18 protein-coding genes and 1 riboswitch are annotated in these 20,186 nt (G+C 73.3%); of the genes, 9 read left to right on the top strand and 9 right to left on the bottom strand.

Annotated features, from left to right (window positions below; genetic code table 11):
• Window positions 1-3: 3 nt before the first annotated feature.
• Window positions 4-960: an exo-alpha-sialidase gene (locus ACGGAQ_RS16780; RefSeq protein ID WP_393049869.1), complete on the bottom strand. Its 957-nt coding sequence runs from the start codon at window positions 958-960 to the stop codon at window positions 4-6.
• A gap of 302 nt (window positions 961-1,262) precedes the next feature.
• On the opposite strand from ACGGAQ_RS16780, the gene ACGGAQ_RS16775 reads away from it, so the two are divergent.
• A complete protein-coding gene (locus ACGGAQ_RS16775) occupies window positions 1,263-1,838 on the top strand; it encodes a hypothetical protein (RefSeq protein WP_393049866.1) in 576 nt (191 codons plus the stop codon).
• A 34-nt stretch (window positions 1,839-1,872) separates the two neighbouring features.
• Here ACGGAQ_RS16775 and ACGGAQ_RS16770 read toward each other — a convergent pair whose 3' ends face one another.
• From ACGGAQ_RS16770 to ACGGAQ_RS16760, 3 genes are all read right to left on the bottom strand, one after another.
• Window positions 1,873-2,796, bottom strand: coding sequence for an aminoglycoside phosphotransferase family protein (locus ACGGAQ_RS16770; RefSeq protein ID WP_393049864.1), 924 nt, complete (start codon window positions 2,794-2,796; stop codon window positions 1,873-1,875).
• Window positions 2,797-3,029: 233 nt separating this feature from the next.
• Entirely contained in the window at window positions 3,030-4,253 is a 1,224-nt protein-coding gene (locus tag ACGGAQ_RS16765; protein ID WP_393049861.1) for an MFS transporter, read from the bottom strand.
• Window positions 4,250-5,815 (bottom strand): AMP-binding protein, encoded by a 1,566-nt coding sequence (locus ACGGAQ_RS16760; protein ID WP_393049859.1) that lies wholly within the window; start codon window positions 5,813-5,815, stop codon window positions 4,250-4,252. The genes ACGGAQ_RS16765 and ACGGAQ_RS16760 overlap by 4 nt, the downstream gene beginning before the upstream one ends.
• Window positions 5,816-6,127: 312 nt before the next feature.
• On the opposite strand from ACGGAQ_RS16760, the gene ACGGAQ_RS16755 reads away from it, so the two are divergent.
• The 6 genes from ACGGAQ_RS16755 (at window position 6,128) to ACGGAQ_RS16730 (ending at window position 12,467) form a co-directional block, all read left to right on the top strand.
• Complete coding sequence (locus tag ACGGAQ_RS16755; protein ID WP_393050411.1) at window positions 6,128-7,405, top strand: SGNH/GDSL hydrolase family protein; 1,278 nt, start codon at window positions 6,128-6,130, stop codon at window positions 7,403-7,405.
• 67 nt (window positions 7,406-7,472) lie between these two features.
• Window positions 7,473-8,684, top strand: coding sequence for a cytochrome P450 (locus ACGGAQ_RS16750; RefSeq protein ID WP_393049856.1), 1,212 nt, complete (start codon window positions 7,473-7,475; stop codon window positions 8,682-8,684).
• Between the two features lie 9 nt (window positions 8,685-8,693).
• On the top strand, window positions 8,694-9,761 hold the full coding sequence (locus ACGGAQ_RS16745) for an alpha/beta hydrolase (protein WP_393049853.1): 1,068 nt from the start codon (window positions 8,694-8,696) through the stop codon (window positions 9,759-9,761).
• Complete coding sequence (locus tag ACGGAQ_RS16740) at window positions 9,754-10,875, top strand: alpha-hydroxy acid oxidase (protein WP_393049851.1); 1,122 nt, start codon at window positions 9,754-9,756, stop codon at window positions 10,873-10,875. Before ACGGAQ_RS16745 ends, ACGGAQ_RS16740 begins: the two co-directional genes overlap by 8 nt.
• A gap of 3 nt (window positions 10,876-10,878) precedes the next feature.
• Window positions 10,879-12,207, top strand: a complete 1,329-nt coding sequence (locus ACGGAQ_RS16735; RefSeq protein ID WP_393049848.1) for an aminotransferase class I/II-fold pyridoxal phosphate-dependent enzyme — start codon at window positions 10,879-10,881, stop codon at window positions 12,205-12,207.
• Window positions 12,207-12,467 (top strand): hypothetical protein, encoded by a 261-nt coding sequence (locus ACGGAQ_RS16730; protein ID WP_234587138.1) that lies wholly within the window; start codon window positions 12,207-12,209, stop codon window positions 12,465-12,467. The genes ACGGAQ_RS16735 and ACGGAQ_RS16730 overlap by 1 nt, the downstream gene beginning before the upstream one ends.
• A gap of 140 nt (window positions 12,468-12,607) precedes the next feature.
• Here the strand turns inward: ACGGAQ_RS16730 and ACGGAQ_RS16725 are convergent, their stop codons facing one another.
• The 5 genes from ACGGAQ_RS16725 to ACGGAQ_RS16705 all read right to left on the bottom strand — a co-directional run bounded on the left by ACGGAQ_RS16725 (window position 12,608) and on the right by ACGGAQ_RS16705 (window position 18,072).
• Window positions 12,608-14,044 (bottom strand): glycine hydroxymethyltransferase, encoded by a 1,437-nt coding sequence (locus ACGGAQ_RS16725; protein ID WP_354860687.1) that lies wholly within the window; start codon window positions 14,042-14,044, stop codon window positions 12,608-12,610.
• A 19-nt stretch (window positions 14,045-14,063) separates the two neighbouring features.
• A riboswitch (ZMP/ZTP riboswitch) is annotated at window positions 14,064-14,153 on the bottom strand.
• Between the two features lie 111 nt (window positions 14,154-14,264).
• Entirely contained in the window at window positions 14,265-14,765 is a 501-nt protein-coding gene (locus ACGGAQ_RS16720; RefSeq protein ID WP_393050408.1) for a hemerythrin domain-containing protein, read from the bottom strand.
• Window positions 14,766-14,856: 91 nt separating this feature from the next.
• Window positions 14,857-15,726, bottom strand: a complete 870-nt coding sequence (locus tag ACGGAQ_RS16715) for an NAD(P)H-hydrate dehydratase (protein WP_393049844.1) — start codon at window positions 15,724-15,726, stop codon at window positions 14,857-14,859.
• On the bottom strand, window positions 15,710-16,441 hold the full coding sequence (locus ACGGAQ_RS16710; RefSeq protein WP_393049843.1) for a histidine phosphatase family protein: 732 nt from the start codon (window positions 16,439-16,441) through the stop codon (window positions 15,710-15,712). Before ACGGAQ_RS16710 ends, ACGGAQ_RS16715 begins: the two co-directional genes overlap by 17 nt.
• A 71-nt stretch (window positions 16,442-16,512) precedes the next feature.
• Window positions 16,513-18,072 (bottom strand): glycosyltransferase family 39 protein, encoded by a 1,560-nt coding sequence (locus ACGGAQ_RS16705; protein ID WP_393049840.1) that lies wholly within the window; start codon window positions 18,070-18,072, stop codon window positions 16,513-16,515.
• Between the two features lie 207 nt (window positions 18,073-18,279).
• On the opposite strand from ACGGAQ_RS16705, the gene ACGGAQ_RS16700 reads away from it, so the two are divergent.
• The gene (locus tag ACGGAQ_RS16700) at window positions 18,280-19,170 is read left to right on the top strand and encodes a glycosyltransferase (protein ID WP_354862608.1); all 891 of its coding nucleotides are present in this window, start codon (window positions 18,280-18,282) and stop codon (window positions 19,168-19,170) included.
• 29 nt (window positions 19,171-19,199) lie between these two features.
• On the top strand, window positions 19,200-20,174 hold the full coding sequence (locus ACGGAQ_RS16695) for an NAD-dependent epimerase/dehydratase family protein (protein ID WP_393049837.1): 975 nt from the start codon (window positions 19,200-19,202) through the stop codon (window positions 20,172-20,174).
• Window positions 20,175-20,186 lie beyond the last annotated feature (12 nt).

Here is a 20,186-nt window from a genome sequence, read left to right as displayed (position 1 = left end):
ACGCTAACCGACCGCCGCCTCCTCGGCCAGGCTGACCTCGGCCAGGTAGACACACGTGCGCCCCTCATGGGAGGAGTAGTAGCTGACCCAGAGCAGATCGTCGTGCCAGACCAGGCCCGGGTAGCTGGTGTCGCCGCCGGAGGGCAACGCGACCAGTTCGGTCAGCGCGCCGCGCTCCGGGTCGACGGCGCAGATCGCGGTGCGGACGTCGCCGTCGAGCAGCCGTACGCCGGCCAGCAGCCGTCCGTCGGGCAGCCGGAGCAGCGCCGGCCCGCCCACCTGCACCCCCAGGTCGATCCAGGTCCACTCCCGGTACGGCGGTCGGGCCCGGCCGAGCTGCGCGGTGGCGCTGTCGCCGTCGCGGCGCAGCAGGCAGTGGGCGGTGCCGTCCGGAGCGAAGGCCAGACCCGACTCATTGGGGTAGCCGCCCTCGAACAGCGTCGGCACCCACTGCCGCAGGTCGACGCCGTCGACGCTGCGGTAGAGCCGGGCGAACCGTGGCCCCCGGGTGGCGTAGCCGACGGCGTACATCGCGTCGTCGTGCCAGGCGGCCCGCCACACCCAGACGCCCGGTTCACCGACGGGAACCGGCTCGCCCCAGCTGCGCCCGTCCCCGGAGATCCAGGTCACCGTGTCGAACATCTTGCTCGTCTCTCCGGTCGCCGCCGCCGCGAACAGTTGCAGGCGTCCGTCGGGCCGCGCGACGAACCGGGGGTCACGCAGGTCGACGCCGTCCTGCCGGATGACCGCCGCGGAGTTCCACGCCCGACCGTCCGCCGAGGTCAGCACCCGGATCACGCCGTCGTTCGAGAGGTGCGTCCGCGCCTCACGGAAGGCGCAGAACCACATCCCGGCGTACCTGACGAGGTCGGTGAACGCGCTGTGCGGCGCGCTGTCGCCGATCCGCCGCACGGCGGTGACCTCGGCGGTGCGGCGGTGGGTGGGTGACGACGACGTCATGCGCGGCGGCCTCCTGGCTGCGGAAAGAGCGGTACTCCCGGGGCCGACGCGCGGCCGGCTCGGCAGTTCTCCGGCCCGACGGGCTCCGGCGGGGCCGCGACGGGCCGACGCTAGCCGCCCCGGCCGACGCCGACGCGGCCAACAGAAGAACGGACGACGAACGACGAGGTCCGTTGCCCTGTCGGATCGCCGTCATCGGGGCGGTGGCGTCGGCGCGGTGGGGCGGTGCGCTGGCACGGGTCCGCCACGATGACGGTGGGCCAGCCGACCCGGGCTGGCATGCCGGTCGGAGGGAGGGGCCGATGCTCAGCGCCTTTCTGCAGGCCCTGGCGAGCAAGCTGGTCGAGGCGATCCTCGGCAAACTGACCGAATGGCTCGCGCCGAAGGCGCTGCGGGCCGTACCGCACCGTGCCTCGCCGAACTGTCCACGCTGCGGCGGGTACGGCGTCCGGCGGTGGGCGCCCGGTGGCATGTGGGTGGTGTTCCTGCTGTCGCTGCTGGCCTTCGCGTGGGGCTTCGGGTTCACCCTGCTCGGCGTGCCGGTGGTCGTGTTGGTCGTGGTCGGCGCGGTGGTGTCCGACGGCGTCGGCGCCCTGTGGCCCGCCCTGCTCGCGCCGCTGGGCCTGCTGGTCCCCGGCACCCTGATGGTCGGGGGAGCGTTCGGGCTGGCCTGGTATCACAGCTACCCGCCGAAGTGGTGTGCCCGCTGCCACGGCCGCTGGCCACGCCGCGACCGCGCCGAGTACCTGCGCTCGGCCCGGGAGTTCACCTGCGGCTGCGGGCAGCGGCTGCGCGTGCCGACCGTCGCCGCCGGGGCGAAGCTGCGCTGCCCGCGCTGCCGGACCGAACATTCCACCCCGGTCCGAACCGGTCGCTGACGAGTCGCCCCGGCCGGGCCCGGTGCGGCGGGAATCAGCGGGACACGGCGTGCTCGGTGAGCAGTTCGTCGAGCACCCGCCGGGCCCAGGCCGCCGTGGCCGGCTCCGGGGCGTCCAGCGTGATGAGCGCCTTCCACAGCGCCCACCCACGCCCGCGCGCCCAGGTGGCCGCGTCGACGTCGAGCGCGTCGCGGAACGCCGCCCGGGCGGCGCCGTGCAGCAGGGTCCAGGCGATCACCGTGTCGCAGGCGGGGTCGCCGACGCCGCAGCAGCCAAAGTCGATGACGGCGACGAGCCGGCCGTCGCGGACCAGCAGGTTGCCCTCCGCGACGTCGCCGTGGAACCAGACCGGCGGCCCGGACCAGGTGGCGTCGAGAGCGGCCTGCCAGATGTCGGTGACCACCTCGACGGGCAGCCAGTGGCGGTGCGCCTCGATCGTCGCCCGGGTCTCCGGGTCGTACGTGGACAGCGGACCCCCGCGCCAGGCGCTGTGCGGGCCGGCCGCCGGGGCGTCGGTGGTGTCGACGGCGCGCAGGGCGCGCAGGAAGGCGGCGAGGTCGGTGGCGAAGCGGGTCGGGTCGTCGATCCGTTCGGGGCGCGCGGTCCGGCCGTCGATCCAGCCGTAGACCGACCACGGGTACGGGTAGCCGGCGCCGGGTCGCCCGTGGGCCAGCGGAGTGGGGATCTCCAGCGGCAGCTGCCCGCCGAGTACCGGCAGCCAGCGCTGCTCCTTGGGGACCTGCAACGCGTAGCCCTCCCCGCTGGGCAGCCGCACCGTCATCTCCGTACCCAGGTGGAAGGTCCGGTTGTCCCAGCCGCCGACCTCGACCGGGCGTAACGGCAGCTCGGCCCACCGGGGGAACTGCTCGGCGACCAGTCGGCGGACCAGGCCCACGTCGATGCGCCGGGCCGTCGTCTCGTCAATGTCCGGCACGTCGGGTGCGGGCGGTGCGCTCATCCGCCCGAGCCTGCGGGCTCCGCCGGCCGCCCGCAACCGATTTGCGCCGACAGTGGAACCGGCCGGGCCAGCGCTCGGGACAGGTGACCGGGAGGTGCGGGCCTGGCCGTACCTCAACTGCCCCCTTTGCTCTGCTTCAACCGCCGCAACACCGACGCCCCGAAGTGTTGCGTGGGTGTAAGCAGAGCAAAGGGGGCGCACGAGACGGTTGCGAGCCGCTGGGCAGCAGGGCATCAGGCGGTGGCGGCAGGTGTGGGCCTCGTCGGCGCCTTCGGGTTGGACGACCTGGCCACCAGCGGGAATGCGGTGACGAGCAGGCAGGCCGCCGCCATGAGCAGCAGCGCCGGGGTGAGCCCGAACGCGTCCACCGACCAGCCGCCGAGCAACGCGCCGACCGGCAGGCCGACGAAGGCCAGCGATCCGGCGATGCCGAGCACCCGGGTCTGCAGGTCCGACGGCACCCGCTCGTAGAGCGCCACCCCGAGCAGCGGGTTGACCGCCGCGATGCCGATGCCGGACAGGAACGTCACCACGAGCACGACCGGCAACTCGTCGCTGATCGCCAGGGCGACCAGTCGGGGCGTGCCGGCGACCGTCGCCCCGAGCAGGAACGTCAGCCGGCCGGGCAGCCGCGGTCCAAGCGCGGTGAACAGCACGTTGCCCAGCAGCGCGCCCGCCGAGAACGCTGCCAGCACGAGGCCGAGCCCGCTCGGGCCGTGCAGCTCTCGGGCGACCCAGAACGGGATGTAGACGGCCACGCTGGCGTTGGCGACCATGTTCAGCGCCGAGACGACGACCAGCATGCCCAGCAGCGGCCGGTCCCGACCGAGGTAGCCGAACCCGTCGCGCAGTGCGCGCAGGTAGCCGACCGGGGCGGCGGGTTGCGCCGGGGCGGCCGGGGGCCGGACCAGGAGGCCGATCAGCATGGCGCAGATCGCGAAGCTGGCCGCGTCGATGAGGATCGCCTGGCTCACCCCGAAGGCGGCGATCAACAGACCGCCCACGGCGGCGCCGAACAGCGTCACCACCCGGCTCAACCCGTCGTACGCCGAGGTCAGGCGGATCAGCGGCACCCCGGCGGCCTCGGCCACCGGCCGGAACATGACGTGCTTGACCCGGTCCCCGATGCCGCGTAGCCCGCCGGCCACCGCGACCAGCGCCACCAGGGGGGCGAAGCCCAGCCACGGGGTCATCGCGACGACCACCATGGCCACCGCGCTACCCGCGTCGCACAGGATGGAGGTGCGGCGCAGGCCGATCCGGTCCGCCCAGGGCGTGCCCAGGGCACTGGACAGCAGGTACGGCAGTGTCTCGGCGAACGCGACCAGACCCATCTTGGTCGGGCTGCCGGTGGTGACCAGCACCAGCCAGGGGATGGTCACCACCGAGATGCGGGTGCCCAGGTTGGAGACCAGGTCCGCGCTGACCAGGACGACCAGCTGCCGGCGGGGGGTCACGTCCCGACCGCCGCCGCCCGGCGCGCGGCGTACTGCGCGCGCAGCGCCCGCTTGTCCACCTTCACCGACCGGTTCACCGGCAACCGGTCGACGAACTCCACCCCGGCCGGCGCCCACATCTCGTTGAGCTCGGCGCTCACCAGGTCGATCAGCTCCGCCCCGGTGACCGTCGCGTCCGGCGCGGTCACCACGTACGCGTACGGCACCTCGCCCACCGTCTCGTCCGGCACGCCGATCACGGCGGCGGCCCGCACCTGCGGGTGCCCGGCCAGGACGTCCTCGATGGGGCGGCAGAAGATCGCCCAGTTCCGCCGGTGCGTGACGATCATGTCGTGCGCCCGGTCGACCAGGTAGAGGAAGCCGTCGTCGTCGAGGTGGCCGATGTCGCGGGTGCGGACCCACCCGTCGACGAGGGTCTGCGCGGTCAACTCGGGCTGGCCGTGGTAGCCGGCGAAGCTCAGCTTCGTACGCACCCACACCTCGCCGTCGCGGCCCGGCGGCAGCACCGTGCCGTCGTCGTCGCGGATCTCGATGCGCACGTCGCCGTAGGGCCGCCCGCAGGAGCGCAGCCGCTCCGGGTGCTCCGGATCGTCGGTCAGTCCCGGCAGAGCGGTGATGACCACGGCCTCGCTGAGGCCGTACACGATGCGCAGTACCGGGCCGAAGCGCGCGATGGCCTGGCGCAGCCGGGCGGGCGCGGCGGGCCCGGCGCCCACGTTGAACATGAACATGGCCGAGAAGTCGGCGCCCACCAGCGCCGGATGGTCCAGCAGCTCGTAGAGCATCGGCGGGGTGACGAAGGTCGAGTTGATCCGCTCCCGCTGCACGGTGGCCACGAACGCCAGCGGGTCCCAGTCGTCGCGCAGGAACAGCACCCCGCCGGTGAACAGGTTGAACAGGGTGGTGATCTGGCCGCTGGCCAGCCACATCGGCGAGTGCGACAGGTGCCGCAGCACCGGGAACCCGGCGGCGCGGAAGTCGGCCGCGAGGGTGAGGATCTGGGCGTAGAAGCTCTCGGTGTGGTGCACCAGCTTGGGGGTGCCGGTGGTGCCGCTGGTCTGCAGGAACGACTCCGGCGCACTGACGGCCGCCGGCAGCGCCACCGCACCAGCCGGATCGGCGTCGCCCGTGAGGTCCGGGCCGGCGCCGCCGGGACCCAGGCAGCACACCGGCACACCGGGCAGCGCGGCGGCCAGCTCCGGCCCCAGGCTGGCCGGGTCGCGGGCGTCGTAGACCAGGGCGTCGGGGCGGGCCAGCCGGATGAACTCGTCGACCTCCCGGCGGGCGGTGACCGGGGCGACCCACATCGTCCGGCAGCCGATCAGGTGCAGGGCGAGCTGGAGCAACGGCCCCTCCACGGCGTTCGCCACGGTCACCAGCACGGCCGAGCCGGGCCGTACGCCGTGCCGGGTCAGGGCGGTGGCCATCGCACGCACCAGCGCGGCGGCCTCGGTGTACGTGATGCGGCGGCCACCGCCGACCAGCGCCTCCCGGTCGCCGAAGTCGGCGAAGAGATCCAGTGCCCTGTCCACATAGGTCGCGTGCCCGGGTCCGTCAGTCATCCGGCAAACCCCCATCGGAAGAAAGCGGCGGTCTCCGGGCAGCTCCCGGTGACGTCGCGGGCGGTGGGCGCGCGTTCGGCGACCGCACCGCCGCCGCCTGCGAGCCTAGGCCGGCGGGGGCGCGGCGGGACCGGGCCGAAGGGCGATCCAGCAGGCCCGGTGGACATTTGATCGCGTCGATCAGGTTGATTGACGCCCGTCATCGGCGGCGGCTAGGTTTCTGGACCATCGTCCAGGCGGGAGCCGTCAGCGGACGGCCCTGGGCTGCCACACGATGGAGGTTCAATGTCGACCCCGAAGAGATGGCATGTCATCGCCGCGGCCGCGGCGCTGCTGGTCACGGCAACGCCCGCCGTCGTCGCCAGCGCCAGCGGATCCCCGACCGCCGCGGCCCGGGCGGACCGGGGCGAGTGGGCGGGCAGTTGGGCGGCCGCGGTCACCCGGGGCAACTCGGTCGGGTTGACCAACACCGGTCTGAACAACCAGAGCGTCCGGATGGTCGTACACGTCTCCGTGGGTGGCCCGGCCCTGCGCGTACGGCTGAGCAACCTCTACGGCGAGCAGGCGGTCCGGGTGGGCCGCGCCACCGTCGCCCGGCCGAACACCGCGACCGTCGACGACGTCTCCGACATCGACCCGTCATCGCTGCGCGCGCTGACGTTCACCGGCGCCGCCTCGGCCACCATGAACCGGGGCGCCGAGCTGCTCAGCGACCCCCTGACCTTCACCGTCGCGGACGACAGCGACCTGGTGGTCACCCTGCACTTCCCGACACCGACCGGGCCGACCACCTTCCATGGGCAGTCCCAGCAGACCAACTTCATCGGCGCCGGCGACCTGACCGGGGCCGCCGACGGCAGCGGTTTCACCATCCGACCCACCTGCTGCTGGTTCTTCCTGTCCGGCGTCGACGTGCAGCGCAAGGGCAGTCCGGGGGCGCTGGTCGTGCTCAGCGACTCCATCGGCGACGGCAACGGCAGCACGGTCAACGCCAACCGGCGCTGGCCCGACCTGCTCGCCGACCGGCTGCTCGCCGACCGGCCGGACCGGCGCACCCCGGGCGTGCTCAACCTGAGCCTGGCCGGCAACCGCCTCAACCACGAGGGCACCGAGCCGGGCGCCGGCGACTACCCCGGCTACTTCCAGCTCGGCCCGAACGCGGCGGCCCGCCTCAACGAGGACGTCTTCCCCCAGACCGGGGTCCGTACGGTCGTCACGCACCTGGGCATCAACGACATCTGGATGTCCAACGACCCGCCGGAGGCGATCATCGCCACCCTCCGGCAGATCAACCAGCAGCTCCAGCAGCGCGGGCTGACCAGCCTGGTGGCCACGCTGACCCCGTACGAGGGGCACGGCGCGCCGGGTGTGTGGACGCCGGATAAGGAGGCCACCCGGCAGGCAGTGAACGCGTACCTGCGCGGCAGCCGGGAGTTCGACGGGCTGCTCGACTTCGACCGGGTGCTGCGTGACCCGGCCCGGCCCAGCCAGTTGCTGCCCGCGTACGACTCCGGGGACCACATCCACCCGAACGACGCCGGCAACCAGGCGATGGCCGACGCCGTCCCGGTGCGGCTGCTCAACCTGTGACACCGGCCCGGGGGCGGCGGCCGATCCCGCCGCCCCCGGGCACCGACATCCTGGGGAGGAGAACGTCGTGACGGTGCAGGACCTGCTCACCGGCCTCTACAGCGAAGAGGGCCGCCAGAACCCGTACCCGTGGTACGCCGAGTTGCACCGGCTCGGGCCGATCAGCGCGGTGCCGCCCCGCGCCGAGCACCGCACCGTGGCGGCGGTGGCGGTCGGGTACGACCTGATCGACGGGCTGCTGCGCGATCCGCAGTGGACCAAACAGCCGCCGCCGGGCTGGGAGGAACACGAGATCCTGCGCACCTTCCAGACCTCGATGATGTTCATCAACCCGCCCGATCACACCCGAATGCGGCACGTCTTCTCCCGTACCTTCACGCCGCGCCGCCTCGGCGCGCTGGAGCCGGTGATCCTGCGGGTCGTCGACGAGCTGCTGGACAGGATGGCCGACGCCGGTGGCGGCGTCGTCGACTTCGTGGCCGACTTCGCGTACCCGATCCCCGCCCTGGTGATGGCGGAGTTCATCGGCATCCCGGCGGGGGAGCTGCAGTGGTACCGGGACCGGGTGGAGCGCATCGACGAGTTCCTGGACGTGGCCGGGAAGACCCCGCAGCGGCTGGCCGCCGCGAACACGGCGGCGCAGGAGCTGCGGGCGTTCTACCGGGAGTTGCTGGCCCACCGCCGCCGCACGCCCGGCGAGGATCTGATCAGCGCTCTGGTCGAGGCCGTCGGCGCGGGCGAGGTGGAGCTGACCGAGGAGGAGCTGATCAGCAACCTGATCGTCCTGTTCAACGCCAGCTTCGTCACCACCGTCTACATGTTCAGCAACGGTCTGCCGCTGCTGTTGGCCCACCCGGGGGCGGTCACCGCGCTGCCCACCGACGACGACCTCGCCCGGGGCTGCGTCGACGAGGTGCTGCGCCTGCAGAGCCCGGTGCACTTCCTCGCCCGGGCCGCGCCGCAGGACACCGTGCTGGCCGGCGTGCCTGTCGCCCGCGACGACAACGTGCTCATCATCATCGGGGCCGCCAACCGGGACCCGGCGCGGTTTCCCGATCCGGACGTCTTCGACCCCACCCGCCCCGGTCCGCCGTCGCTGGCCTTCGGTGTGGGCCTGCACTTCTGCCTCGGCGCGGCGGTGTCCCGGCTGGAGGGACGCCTCGCCCTGCCCCGCCTGTTCGCCCGGTTCCCCCGGCTCGCGGTCACCGAGACCCCGACGTACAGCGGCAGCCTCTTCCTGCGCGGCATCGACAAGCTGCTGGTCAGCACCGGCGGATAGGAGACCCGCATGGCCCTGCACCCGGAGGTGGCGGCCTACCGCGCCGCCCGTGTCGCGGCCGGCACGCCGCCGCTCTACACGCAGACCCTCAGCGAGGCGCGCGCCGCGGACCTGGCCGCGATCCGCGCCGGCGGCGGCGCGGTCGAGCAGGTCGCCGAGGTACGCGACGAGCGGATCCCCGGGCCGGGCGGTGACCTGCCGATCCGGGTGTACCGGCCGGGCGGGCCGGGGCCGCTGCCCACCCTGCTGTACTTCTTCGGCGGCGGGTGGACGCTCGGCAGCGTGGACACCGCCGACGGCATCTGCCGACGACTGGCCAACGCGGCGGAATGCCAGGTGGTGACCGTCGGCTACCGACTGGCCCCGGAGCACCCCTTCCCGGCCGCGGTGCACGACTGCCACGCCGCGACCGTGTGGATCGCCGCGAACGCCGAGGAGTTCGGCGTCGACCCGACCCGGCTGGCGGTGGGCGGGGACAGCGCGGGCGGCAACCTGGCCGCGGCGGTGACGCTGCTCTGCCGCACGGACGGGCCCCCGCTCGCCGCGCAGCTGTTGGTTTATCCGAACACCGACGTCAGCGCCGAGCCGTCCGGCCCGGTCGACGACGACCCGGCGTTGTTCAACCGCCGGTCGGTGGCCTGGTACCGGACGCACTACCTGGCCGATGAGGAGCAATCCCGAAACCCGCTGGCGTCGCCGCTGCTCGCCGACGACCTGTCCGGCCTGCCTCCGGCGCTGGTGGTCACCGCCGAGCTGGACCCGCTGTGCGCCGAGGGGCAGCGCTACGCGCAGCGGCTACGCGCCTGCGGTGTGCCCACCCGCCTCGACCACTATCCGCAGATGATCCACGGGTTCTTCGCCATGCCCGGCGCCTTCACCGACGGCCAGCGGGCGCAGCACCGCGCGGCCGCGTTCCTGCGGGAACGGTTCGGGCTGCCGTCCCGGCGGGACGAACCCGCCGCGGGCCAGGCTGACGATGACCCGGCCGCCGCCGGCTCAGGTGTCGGCGCAGCCGCCGCCGGCCCGGACGCCACTCCGGGCGCCGCTGCGGCCGATGCGGGGGTGCGCGGTGGCTGAGCCGGTGCTGGCGGCCGACCTGCCGACCGGGGTGCCGGCGGCGGTGACGTTCGCCGACTACGGACCGCGGGCGCGGGCGGTGCTGGCCCCGGACGTGTGGGACTACATCGCCGGCGGCAGCGCGGCCGAGGTGACCCTGGCCGCCAACCGGGCCGCGCTGGACCGGGTGGCCGTGCTGCCCCGGGTGCTGCGCGGCAGCCACGCCGTGGACCTCGGCGCCCGGCTGCTCGGCCGGCCGTACGCGATGCCGGTCGGGGTCGCGCCGATGGCGTACCAGCGGCTCGTGCACCCGGACGGGGAACTGGGCCTCGCGGCGGCGGCCGGCGCGGCCGGCGTGCCGTATCTGGCGAGCACGTTGAGCAGCACGCCGATCGAGGAGATCACCGGAGCCGGCGCGGAGGTCTGGTTCCAGCTCTACTGGCTGCGCGACCGGGCGCTGGTCCGCGATCTTCTGGACCGGGTCGTGGCGGCGGGCTGCCACGCGCTGGTGGTCACCGTGGACGTCCCGGTGCTCGGTCGACGCCCACGTGACCTGCGCAACGCGTTCCGCCTCCCGGCCGACGTGGTCGCCGCGAACCTGCCGCACGGCCGGGACGCCCTGGCACACGCCGGCGCCCCCGGTGTGTCCGCGATCGCCGCCCACACCGACGCGTCGTTCGAGTCCGCCCTGCGCTGGGCGGATCTGGCCTGGCTGCGTGAGCACGTCGACCTGCCGCTAGTCGTCAAGGGGGTGCTGGATCCCCGCGACGCGGTCGAGGCGGTGCGGATCGGGGCGGACGCGGTGGTGGTGTCCAACCACGGCGGGCGTCAGTTGGACGGGGCGCCGGCCAGCGTCACCATGCTGGCGGAGGTCGTGGACGCCGTCGGCGACGGTGGGCAGGTGCTGCTGGACAGCGGCATCCGTGGAGGCACCGACGTGCTGCGGGCGCTGGCGTTGGGCGCGGCGGGCGTCCTGGTCGGTCGTCCGTTGCTCTGGGCGCTGGCCGTCGGGGGGCGGCGCGGCGCGCAGGACGCGTTGGCGCTGCTCGCCGCGGAGGTGCGGGACGCGTTCACCCTGGCCGGCTGCGCCGATCCGGCGGCGGTGGCCGAGCTGCGGACGCTCGTGGCGGGCTGAGCGGTGGCCCCGACGGAGTCGGCCGACCTGAGCGTCGCCGACCTGCACCCCGCGCTGGGTGATCCGGCGCTGACCTCGATGAACTTCCTCAACGAGGTGTCCGAACGCTATCCGGCGGCGGTGTCGCTCGCAGCCGGGCGCCCGTACGAGGAGTTCTTCGACGTCGCGGCGGTGCACCGGCACCTGGACACGTTCCACCGGCACCTCGTCGACGAGCTGGGTCACACGCCCGAGCAGGCCCGACGGCTGCTGCTGCAGTACGGCCGGACCAAGGGCATCGTGCACCACCTCATCGCCCGCAACCTCGCGGTCGACGAGGGGATCACTGTCGACCCGGAGGCCGTCGTGGTGACCGTCGGCTGCCAGGAGGCGATGTTCCTGGTGTTGCGGGCGTTGCGAGCCGACCCGGCGGACGTGCTGCTGGCGGTCGCTCCGACCTACGTCGGGCTGACCGGGGCGGCGCGGCTGGTGGACCTGCCGGTGTGGCCGGTCGCCGGTGGACCGTCCGGGGTGGACCTGGCCGACCTGCGGGCACAGGCGCGTCGGGCCCGGGCGTCGGGACGTCGGCCGCGCGCCTGCTACGTGCTGCCGGACTTCGCCAACCCGTCCGGGGTCAGCATGAACGTCCCGGACCGGCAGCGGCTGTTGGCGCTGGCCGCCGAGGAGGACCTGCTCCTGCTGGAGGACAACCCGTACGGGCTGTTCCCCGTCGACGACGGGCCGCGCCCGCCCACCCTGAAGGCGTTGGACACCGACCGGCGAGTGGTCTACCTCGGCTCCTTCGCCAAGACCGTGCTGCCCGGGGCGCGGGTCGGCTACGTGGTCGCCGACCAGCGGGTGGCCGGATCGGACGGCCGGGTCGGCCCGCTCGCCGACCAGCTCGCGATGATCAAGAGCATGGTCACGGTGAACACCTCACCGATCGCGCAGGCGGTGATCGGTGGGCGGCTGCTGGAGCACGGGTGCAGCCTGGTGCCCGCGAACATCCGGGAGCGGGCGGCGTACGCCCGCAATCTGCGTCACCTGGTCGCCGGGCTCGCCCGGCGTTTTCCGAACCGGCCGGACCGGCCGGCGGTGGTGCGGTGGACGGTGCCGGCCGGCGGGTTCTTCGTGGTGGTGACCGTGCCGTTCGCGGTCGACGACGCGCTGCTGGACACCTCGGCGCGTGACTACGGGGTGCTCTGGACGCCGATGGCGCACTTCTACGACGACACGGCGCCGGTGTGCGCGCTGCGGTTGTCGGTCAGCGCGGTGACGCCCGAGCAGATCGACCTGGGGTTGGACCGGCTCGCCGCCCTCATCACCGACGAGCTCCTGCGTGGACGGTCATAATGGGCCGCATGGTTGCCTGGGAGTACGCCTTGCTCGTCCGCCGCTATCAGGGACAGGGCCGCAATTTCACCGTCTCGTTCGTCTGGTACGGCCCGGACGGGTCGCGCAAGGACATCACCCCCTATGGCGACACGGCCATCGCGCACCTCAACCGCGCCGGCCGGGAGGGCTGGGAGCTGGTCTCGGCCGCCGAGGACGTCAACAACGTCCAGGGCAGCACCGAGGTCCACCGCTACCACCTCAAGCGTCCCCTGAACTGACTGCCGGCCGCCCGCCGGGGCGGTCACACCGTTGAGCGGTATACCGCAGAGTCATATCTATGACTCTGCGGTATACCGCTCGTTGCGGTGACCGCCACCGACAGCCCGGCCCGGGTGCCGTCGGACCCGGTTGACGACCGTCAGCCCAGGTCGATGGCCGGGTAGAGCGGGTGGGGGGCCAGCAGGTCGGTGGCCTGGCGGGCGATCTTGTCGGCCAGGTCGGCGTCGAGCGTGTACTTCGCCTTGGACGGGGTGCCGTCGGCGTTCGCGCCGGCGGTGGTCTGGGTCAGCACGGTGTGGATCAGCTCGGCGGTCTGGTCCATCTCGGCGGTGCCCAGCCCGCGGGTGGTCAGCGCCGGGGTGCCGATCCGGATGCCGGACGTGTACCAGGCGCCGTTCGGGTCCTGCGGGACCGAGTTGCGGTTGGTGACGATGCCCGAGTCGAGCAGGGCCTGCTCGGCCTGCCGGCCGGTGAGCCCGTAGCCGGACACGTCGATCAGCACCAGGTGGTTGTCGGTGCCGCCGGTGACCAGCGTCGCGCCCCGGCGCAGCAGCCCGTCGGCGAGCGCCTGCGCGTTGTCCACGATCCGCTGGGCGTAGTCGGCGAAGTCGGGGCGGCGGGCCTCCGCGAGGGCGACGGCCTTGGCGGCCATCACGTGCGGCAGCGGACCGCCGAGCACCATCGGGCAACCCCGGTCCACCTGGTCGGCCAGCTCGGGCTGGCAGAGCACCATGCCGCCGCGCGGGCCGCGCAGCGACTTGTGGGTGGTGGTGGTGACGATGTGCGCGTGCGGCACCGGGTCGAAGTCGCCGGTGAAGACCTTGCCGGCCACCAGGCCCGCGAAGTGCGCCATGTCGACCATGAAGGTGGCGCCGACCGAGTCGGCGATCTCCCGCAGGATCCGGAAGTTCACCTTGCGGGGGTACGCCGAGTAGCCGCCGACCAGGATCAGCGGCTTGAACTCGCGGGCCGCCTCGGCGACCCGGTCGTAGTCGATCAGGCCGGTCGCCGGGTCGGTGCCGTAGCTGCGCTGGTCGAACATCTTGCCGGAGATGTTCGGCCGGAAACCGTGGGTGAGGTGACCGCCGGCGTCCAGCGACATGCCGAGCATCCGCTGGTTGCCCAGCTCGCGGCGCAGCGCGAACCAGTCCGCCTCGGTGAGGTCGTTGACCTGGCGGACCTGGGCCTTCTTCAGGGCGGGGGACTCCACCCGATCGGCCAGCACCGCCCAGAACGCGACCAGGTTGGCGTCGATGCCCGAGTGCGGCTGCACGTACGCGTGCGCGGCGCCGAACAGCTCCCGGGCGTGCTCGGCGGCGAGCGCCTCGACGGTGTCGACGTTCTGGCAGCCGGCGTAGAAGCGACGCCCGACGGTGCCCTCGGCGTACTTGTCGCTGAACCAGTTGCCCATGGCCAGCAGGGTCGCCGGGGAGGCGTAGTTCTCGCTGGCGATGAGCTTGAGGGACTCGCGCTGGTCGGTCAGCTCGGCGCCGATGGCGTCGGCCACCCGCGGCTCGACAGCCCGGATCACCTCAAGGGCGCTCCGGAATGCGGTGGACTCGGCGTTGTGCGACATGCGACCTCCAACAGACGTGCGGGAAGGCCCAGGCGCTCGGCAGACGTCCTCATGACGGGGCCGCTCCCCGATGGTTCTCCATCCCCACGCGCCAGTAACGGCCCGCGCCGATCCTACCGGGCCGGCCCCGGGCGACCCGGCCGACCTCCCGGCACGGCACCCCGCCGTACGCCGAAGGGCCCGGCGCGATGCCGGGCCCTTCGCGATGTACGGGGGTGAGTCAGGCCGTCACCGCGTCGCGGGCCTTCTTGATCGCCTTCGGCTGGGTGGGGGTACGCGGCGCGTCCGCGCGCAGCGCGATCATCTTCTCGCCGATCTCCTGGAGCTGCTTACGGCCCAACGCCTCGCGGACCTTGGGGAACCACTCCTCCTCTTCCTCCTCGACGTGGTGGGTGACGTTCTCGATCAGCACTGTCGTCTTGGCGGTGAAGCGCTCGTCGTCGGCGTTCATGCTGGCCAGTTCGAGGCAGAGCACGTCGGCCACGTGGTGCTCCTCGTACGACTCGAGGATGTCGTCCTCCAGGTCGGGCAGGAGCCGGCGGACCTCCGGGTACATCACCTCGTTCTCCAGGTAGGTGTGCACCGTCAGGGCCTCGAGGATCTGGTTCACCAGCTTCTGCCGCTGGCTCGCCGGCCCCTCCTCGGCGTCCTGGAAGGCCTTGAACAGGCGACGCATCTCCTTGTGGTCCTCTTTGAGCAGGACGATGGCATCGGTCGACACCGGCATGACCCCCTTGGTAGCTCGTCTGGTGTGGGTTCGGTACCCAGAGGGCGAGCTGGCGAAACGGGCGAATGCGGCCGAAGTCGCCCGATCAGACGGTGGCCAGGGTGCGCGGGATCTCGTCGAGCAGTTCCCGCGCCAGGAAACCGATCCGGCCGTACCGGGGGATCAACCGTTGACCGCTCACGGCGTGCGCGAACGCTCCCCAGCAGGCGGCCTGCGCCGGGTCGGCGCCCCGGGAGAGCAGCCCGGCGAGCAGGCCGGCGAGCACGTCTCCGCTGCCGGACGTGCCGAGGCCCGCGTCGCCGCTCTCCTCCCGCCACCCGCGCCCGTCCGGGGCGGCCACGTGGCCGTAGAGCGAGACGACGGCCTCGTACCGTTGCGCCAGCTCGGCGGCCTCGGCGTCCAGGTCGTCGCCCGGCTCCCGGCCGAGCAGGTGCCCGGCCTCGGTCACGTTGGGGGTGAGCACCACCGGGCGGCCCGAGCCGACAAGCAGCTTCGGCTCGTGGCTGAGCGCCCCCAGGGCGTACGCGTCGAGGACCAGCGGGGTGCGCGGCCCCGCCGCCTCCAGGACGAGACTCAGCAGCTCGGCGGTCTCGTCGATGCCCTTCAACCCCGGGCCGAGGGCGACCACGTCGGCCACGCCGACCAGTTCACCGAGCTGGCCGGCCCGGTCGGCGGCGACCGCGCCGTCGGGGGTCTCCGGCAGCCCGACCACGAGCGCCTCGGGCACCTGGATGCTCAGCGTGGCCGCGGTGGACTCGGCGGCGGCGAGCTGGAGCACCCCGGCGCCGGCGCGCAGCGCGGCCACCCCGGCGAGCAGGACCGCCCCGGGCGTGAAGCGGGAGCCGCCGATCACCAGGACGGTGCCCCGGCTCTCCTTGCCGCCCGCCGGCACCGGCAGCGCCCAGTCGCGCAGCAGCCCCGGCGTGATCACCTGCACCTCAGACCGGTTCGGCATGGATCTCGTCCTCCCTGGTCGACTCGGCGCCCTGCCGATGCAGGTGGCCGACCTCGTTGAAACCGCCAAGCGTCAGCCTGCCCTGGTCGTCGGCCGACCAGTCGGTGATCGAGCAATTGGCGATGACGTGTTCGCGGGTCAACGCCATCAGCTCCGGCTCGGTCAGGCCCTCCACCAGGTACCGCAGGAGGAAGACCAGCGCGTCGTGGCCGAACAGCAGCACCCGCTGGCCCTCGTGGTCGCGGCGCAGGTCGCCCAGGAGCGTCCGCAGGCGCAGCGCCACGTCGGTCCAGGCCTCACCGCCGGGCGGCCGGTAGTAGAACTTGCCCAGCCGGGCGCGGCGCTCGGCCTCGTCGGGAAACCGGCGGCGTACCCCGTGCCCGGTCAGGCCGTCGAGGATGCCCAGCTCCCGGTCGCGCAGCCGCTCGTCCCGGCTCACCGGCACCCCGGTGCCGTGCAGCGCCAGCTCGGCCGTGGACACCGCCCGCAGGTACGGCGAGACCACCGCCACGTCGGGGCGCCGGTCCTCGGGCAGCCCGGCGAGCCAGCGGCCGGTCGCCCGCGCCTGCTCCTCGCCGGTGCCCGAGAGCGGCACGTCGGCGTCGCGATGGCTGAGCCCGATCACGTCCGCGCCGTTCTCCTCGGCCCGGGTGGCCGCCACGTTCGCGGTGCTCTCCCCGTGTCGGATGATCCAGAGCGTCGACAGTTCCGCCATGCCGACCCCCTACCCGGGCGCCGCGCGCGGTAACCGCGCCCGGGTCGCCACCGGGTGGCCGGTGCGTCGGCTCAGCCGCGCCGTTGCAGCAGGGCCACGGTTAATCCGGTCACGTGCGTGACGCGGACCACGTCGTAGCGCTGGGCGAGCACGGCGGACTGCTTCTTCGGCAGGCCGGTCAGCGGCGCGTCGGTGACCGTCGGCAGCAGCACCCACAGCCGGGGCTCGTCGCGCAGGCAGCGGGCCGGGTCGGCGCAGTCCGCGCCGAACAGCTCGTTGCGCTGGGCCGCCGACCGCTGTTGGAACACGTTGCGCGGCGACACGTCCGCCGGAAGGTAGTAGCGCACCCCCGGCTCGTGCATCCACCACCAGGGGCCGCCCGCGACGAGGCCGTCACCGGGCTGGTAGCCGGCCTCGATCACCCGTGCCGCCTCCGAATACGACAGCGGCTTGAACGCCCGCTCCTGCGGATACGTGTACCAGCCGTGCGAGTACTCCCCGCGCAGCGCGAGCTGACCGGGCACGCTCAGGGCGGCGAGCACCACCAGCCCCACCGCGACCAGCGGGGCGCGGCGCAGCGCGGCGACGCCCGCGCCGGCGAGCACCGCCCAGGCCGGCACGAGGAACAGCAGGTACTTGGAGAAGAAGTAGTTGATGTCGCCGGTGGAGGCCAGCAGGATCACCGGCAGCGGCAGGGCGGCGATCACCGCCGCCGCGGCGGTCCGCGCGAGGGCGTCGCGGCGCAGGTGGGTCAGCACGCCCACCACGGCCAGCGCGGTGATCGCGGCGGCGAGCAGCACCGAGCCGAAGGCCTGCTCCCAGACCGTCCAGGGCGCGCTGTCCGGGATCCAGCTGATCTGCCGTCCCGCCTGCTTCATACCGCGCAGGATCACCGGCGCGGCGATCCCCACCCCGCCGGCGGCGGCGAGCACGAACCAGGCCAGCGACCACCACCGGCGCTCCCGCCAGCAGTGGATCAACACGGCCACGCCGTGCCCGAGCAGCAGTGTGAGCGCCACCACGTTCACCAGGCCGATGCCGGCGACGGCGAGCACGTACGCGATCCAGCGCAACCACCCCGGCCGCTGCAACGCACGCAGCAGGAACAGGGTGGCGGCGGCCGCGGCGAGGACGACGAAGGCGTACGACCGGGTCTCCTGCCCGAAGCGGGTGACCGTGGGCACGAGGGCGAAGACGAACCCGGCGGCGATCCCCGCCGTCTGGTCGAAGACCCGTCGCCCGACCAGCGCCACGCACGCGGTGGCCAGGACCATGGCCAGGGCCGACGGCAGCCGCACGACGGCCGGGCCGGTGCCGAACAGGGTCGTCCAGCCGTGCATGAAGAGGTAGTACGTCCCGTGCACGGCGTCGACGTTCGCCAGCATGCCCAGAATCTGCCCGGTGGAGCGGGTCGCCACGTCGACGGTCACCAGCTCGTCGTGCCACATCTCCGGGCTGCCGAGACGCCAGCCGACCGCGAGCGCGGCGAAGGCCGTGGGCCAGAACCAGACGCTGAGCGCGAGGCGGCGGACGAGGGGGAGTTGCCGTCGGGCCGGCTCGGTGGCTGGCGGGGGCGGCCCCGCGTCGGTCTGCGCGGGAGGCGCGTCCGTGGTGACGGCGCGGTCTGGCATCGGCGTCCGATCGGGGGGGCGTGCGGTGCGGGCGCGACGATGATAGCCCCCGGCGCGGTCGCCGTCGGCCCCGTCGTCCGGTCACTGGCGGTGGCGTCGCGACGGCGGTCAGGCCGGCTCGCCGGTACTGGATCCGGACGGGATGCCTGATAATGTGGCCGCGCCCGTCGAGCACTTCCACCACGCACAGTAAGGCCCGCGGAACTGATGATTGTCGACATCATGCTGCCGTACTACGGGAGCGTGCCCCTCATGCAGGCGGCCGTCCGCAGCGTGATGGCGCAGAGTGACCCGGGTTGGCGCCTGACCGTGGTCGACGACGGCACCGAGCCGGGCGTGCCGGAGTGGTTCGCTCAGATCACCGACGAGCGGGTCCGCTACCAGCGCAACGAGCGCAACCTCGGGGTCACCGGCAACTACCGCAAGTGCGTCGGCCTCGCCGAGCACGAGTACCTGGTGATGATGGGCACGGACGACATCATGCACCCCAACTACGTCGCCACCGTGCGATCGGTGATCGAGCAGTACCCGGGCGTCGGCATGGTCCAGCCGGGGGTCGAGATCATCGACGCCACCGGCGCGGTGGTCAACACCATGGTCGACGAGGCCAAGCGGCGGCTCTACGCCCCGCGGGTCGAGTCCCGGGAGCTGATGGGCGGCGAGGATCTGGCGGCCAGCCTGCTGCGCGGCTGCTGGTTCTACTTCCCGTCGATCTGCTGGCGGACGGACGCGCTCAAGGCCGTGGACTTCCGCGACGAGTTCCAGGTCATCCAGGACCTTGCCCTGGTGATCGACCTGATCCAGCGCGGCGAGCAGATGGCCGTCGACACCACCCTGTGCTTCCAGTACCGGCGGCACGCGGTCAGCAAGTCCGCCGCCGACGCGGTCACCGGCACCCGGTTCACCGAGGCGCGGGCGTTCTTCGTCGACGTCGCCCGGCGGATGGACGAGCAGGGCTGGCCCCGGGCCGCGCGGGCCGCCCGCCGCTACATGTCGTCCCGGCTGCACGCCATCACGCTGCTGCCGACGGCGGTCCTCGCCGGCCGGATGACCGGCGTCAAGAGCCTGTCGCGGCACGCGTTCGGGCCGGGCCGATGACCGACCGCAGCCAGGGAGACGCCAACGCCATGATCGTCGAACCACGGCAATCGGCGGAGTCCGCCGGACAGCGGCGGAGGGTGGCCGTGCTCGGTGGCACCGGCTTCCTCGGCCGCCCCATCTGCCGGGCGCTGGCCGACCAGGGGCACACCGTGGTCGCCGTCGCCCGCACCGCGCGCGACGTCGGGCCGGGTGTCGAGGTCCGCGCGCTGGACCTGGCCGCCGCCGACGTCGACGAGATCACCGCGGTGCTGCGCGAGCTCGACCCGGACGTGGTGATCAACGCCGCGGGCGGCATGTGGGGGCTCACCGACGCGCAGATGCTCGCGGTCAACGTCACGCTTGTCGAGCGGCTGATCGAGGCCGCCGGCCGGTTGCCCGGGCGGGTCCGGGTGATCCAGCTGGGCAGCGTGCACGAGTACGGGCTGGTCCCGGTGGACACCTCGATGCCCGAGGGGCTGCCGCCCGCGCCGGTGATGCCGTACGGCGAGTTCAAGCTGCGCTGCACCACGGCGGTCGCCGAGGCCGACCGGCAGGGCCTGATCGAGGGCGTCACGCTGCGGGTCGGCAACGTCATCGGCGCCAGCCAGCCCGGGCACAGCCTGCTCGGGGTGGTCGCGGGTCGGCTGCGCGACGCCCAGCGCGCCGGTGAGCGGGCCCGTCTGGAGCTGGCCCCGCTGGGTTCGCGGCGTGACTTCGTCGGCCTCAGCGACGTCGTCGCCGCCGTGCTGCTGGCCGCGACCCGCCCCGGGGCGGCCGGCCACGTGATCAACATCGGTCGGGGGGTGGCCGCCAGCGCGCGTGATATGGTCCAGCTCCTCATCGACGTGAGTGAGGTGCCGACCGACCTGGTCGAGGCGGAACGCACCGGCCCGGCCGAGACGAACTGGCAGCGGCTGGACGTCGGGCTGGCCGCCGAGGTGCTCGGCTGGTCGCCGAGCGAAGATCTGCACACCGAGATGAAGCAGTTGTGGGAGCACGCCGGCGCCGAGGTGCCCGCCTGATGGTCGAGAGGT

Source organism: Micromonospora sp. NPDC047557 (genome assembly GCF_043205095.1).
Classification (GTDB): Bacteria; Actinomycetota; Actinomycetes; order Mycobacteriales; family Micromonosporaceae; genus Micromonospora.
The sequence above is the reverse complement of the archived record's forward strand: the minus strand, read 5'-3'. Positions and strand labels throughout refer to the sequence as shown.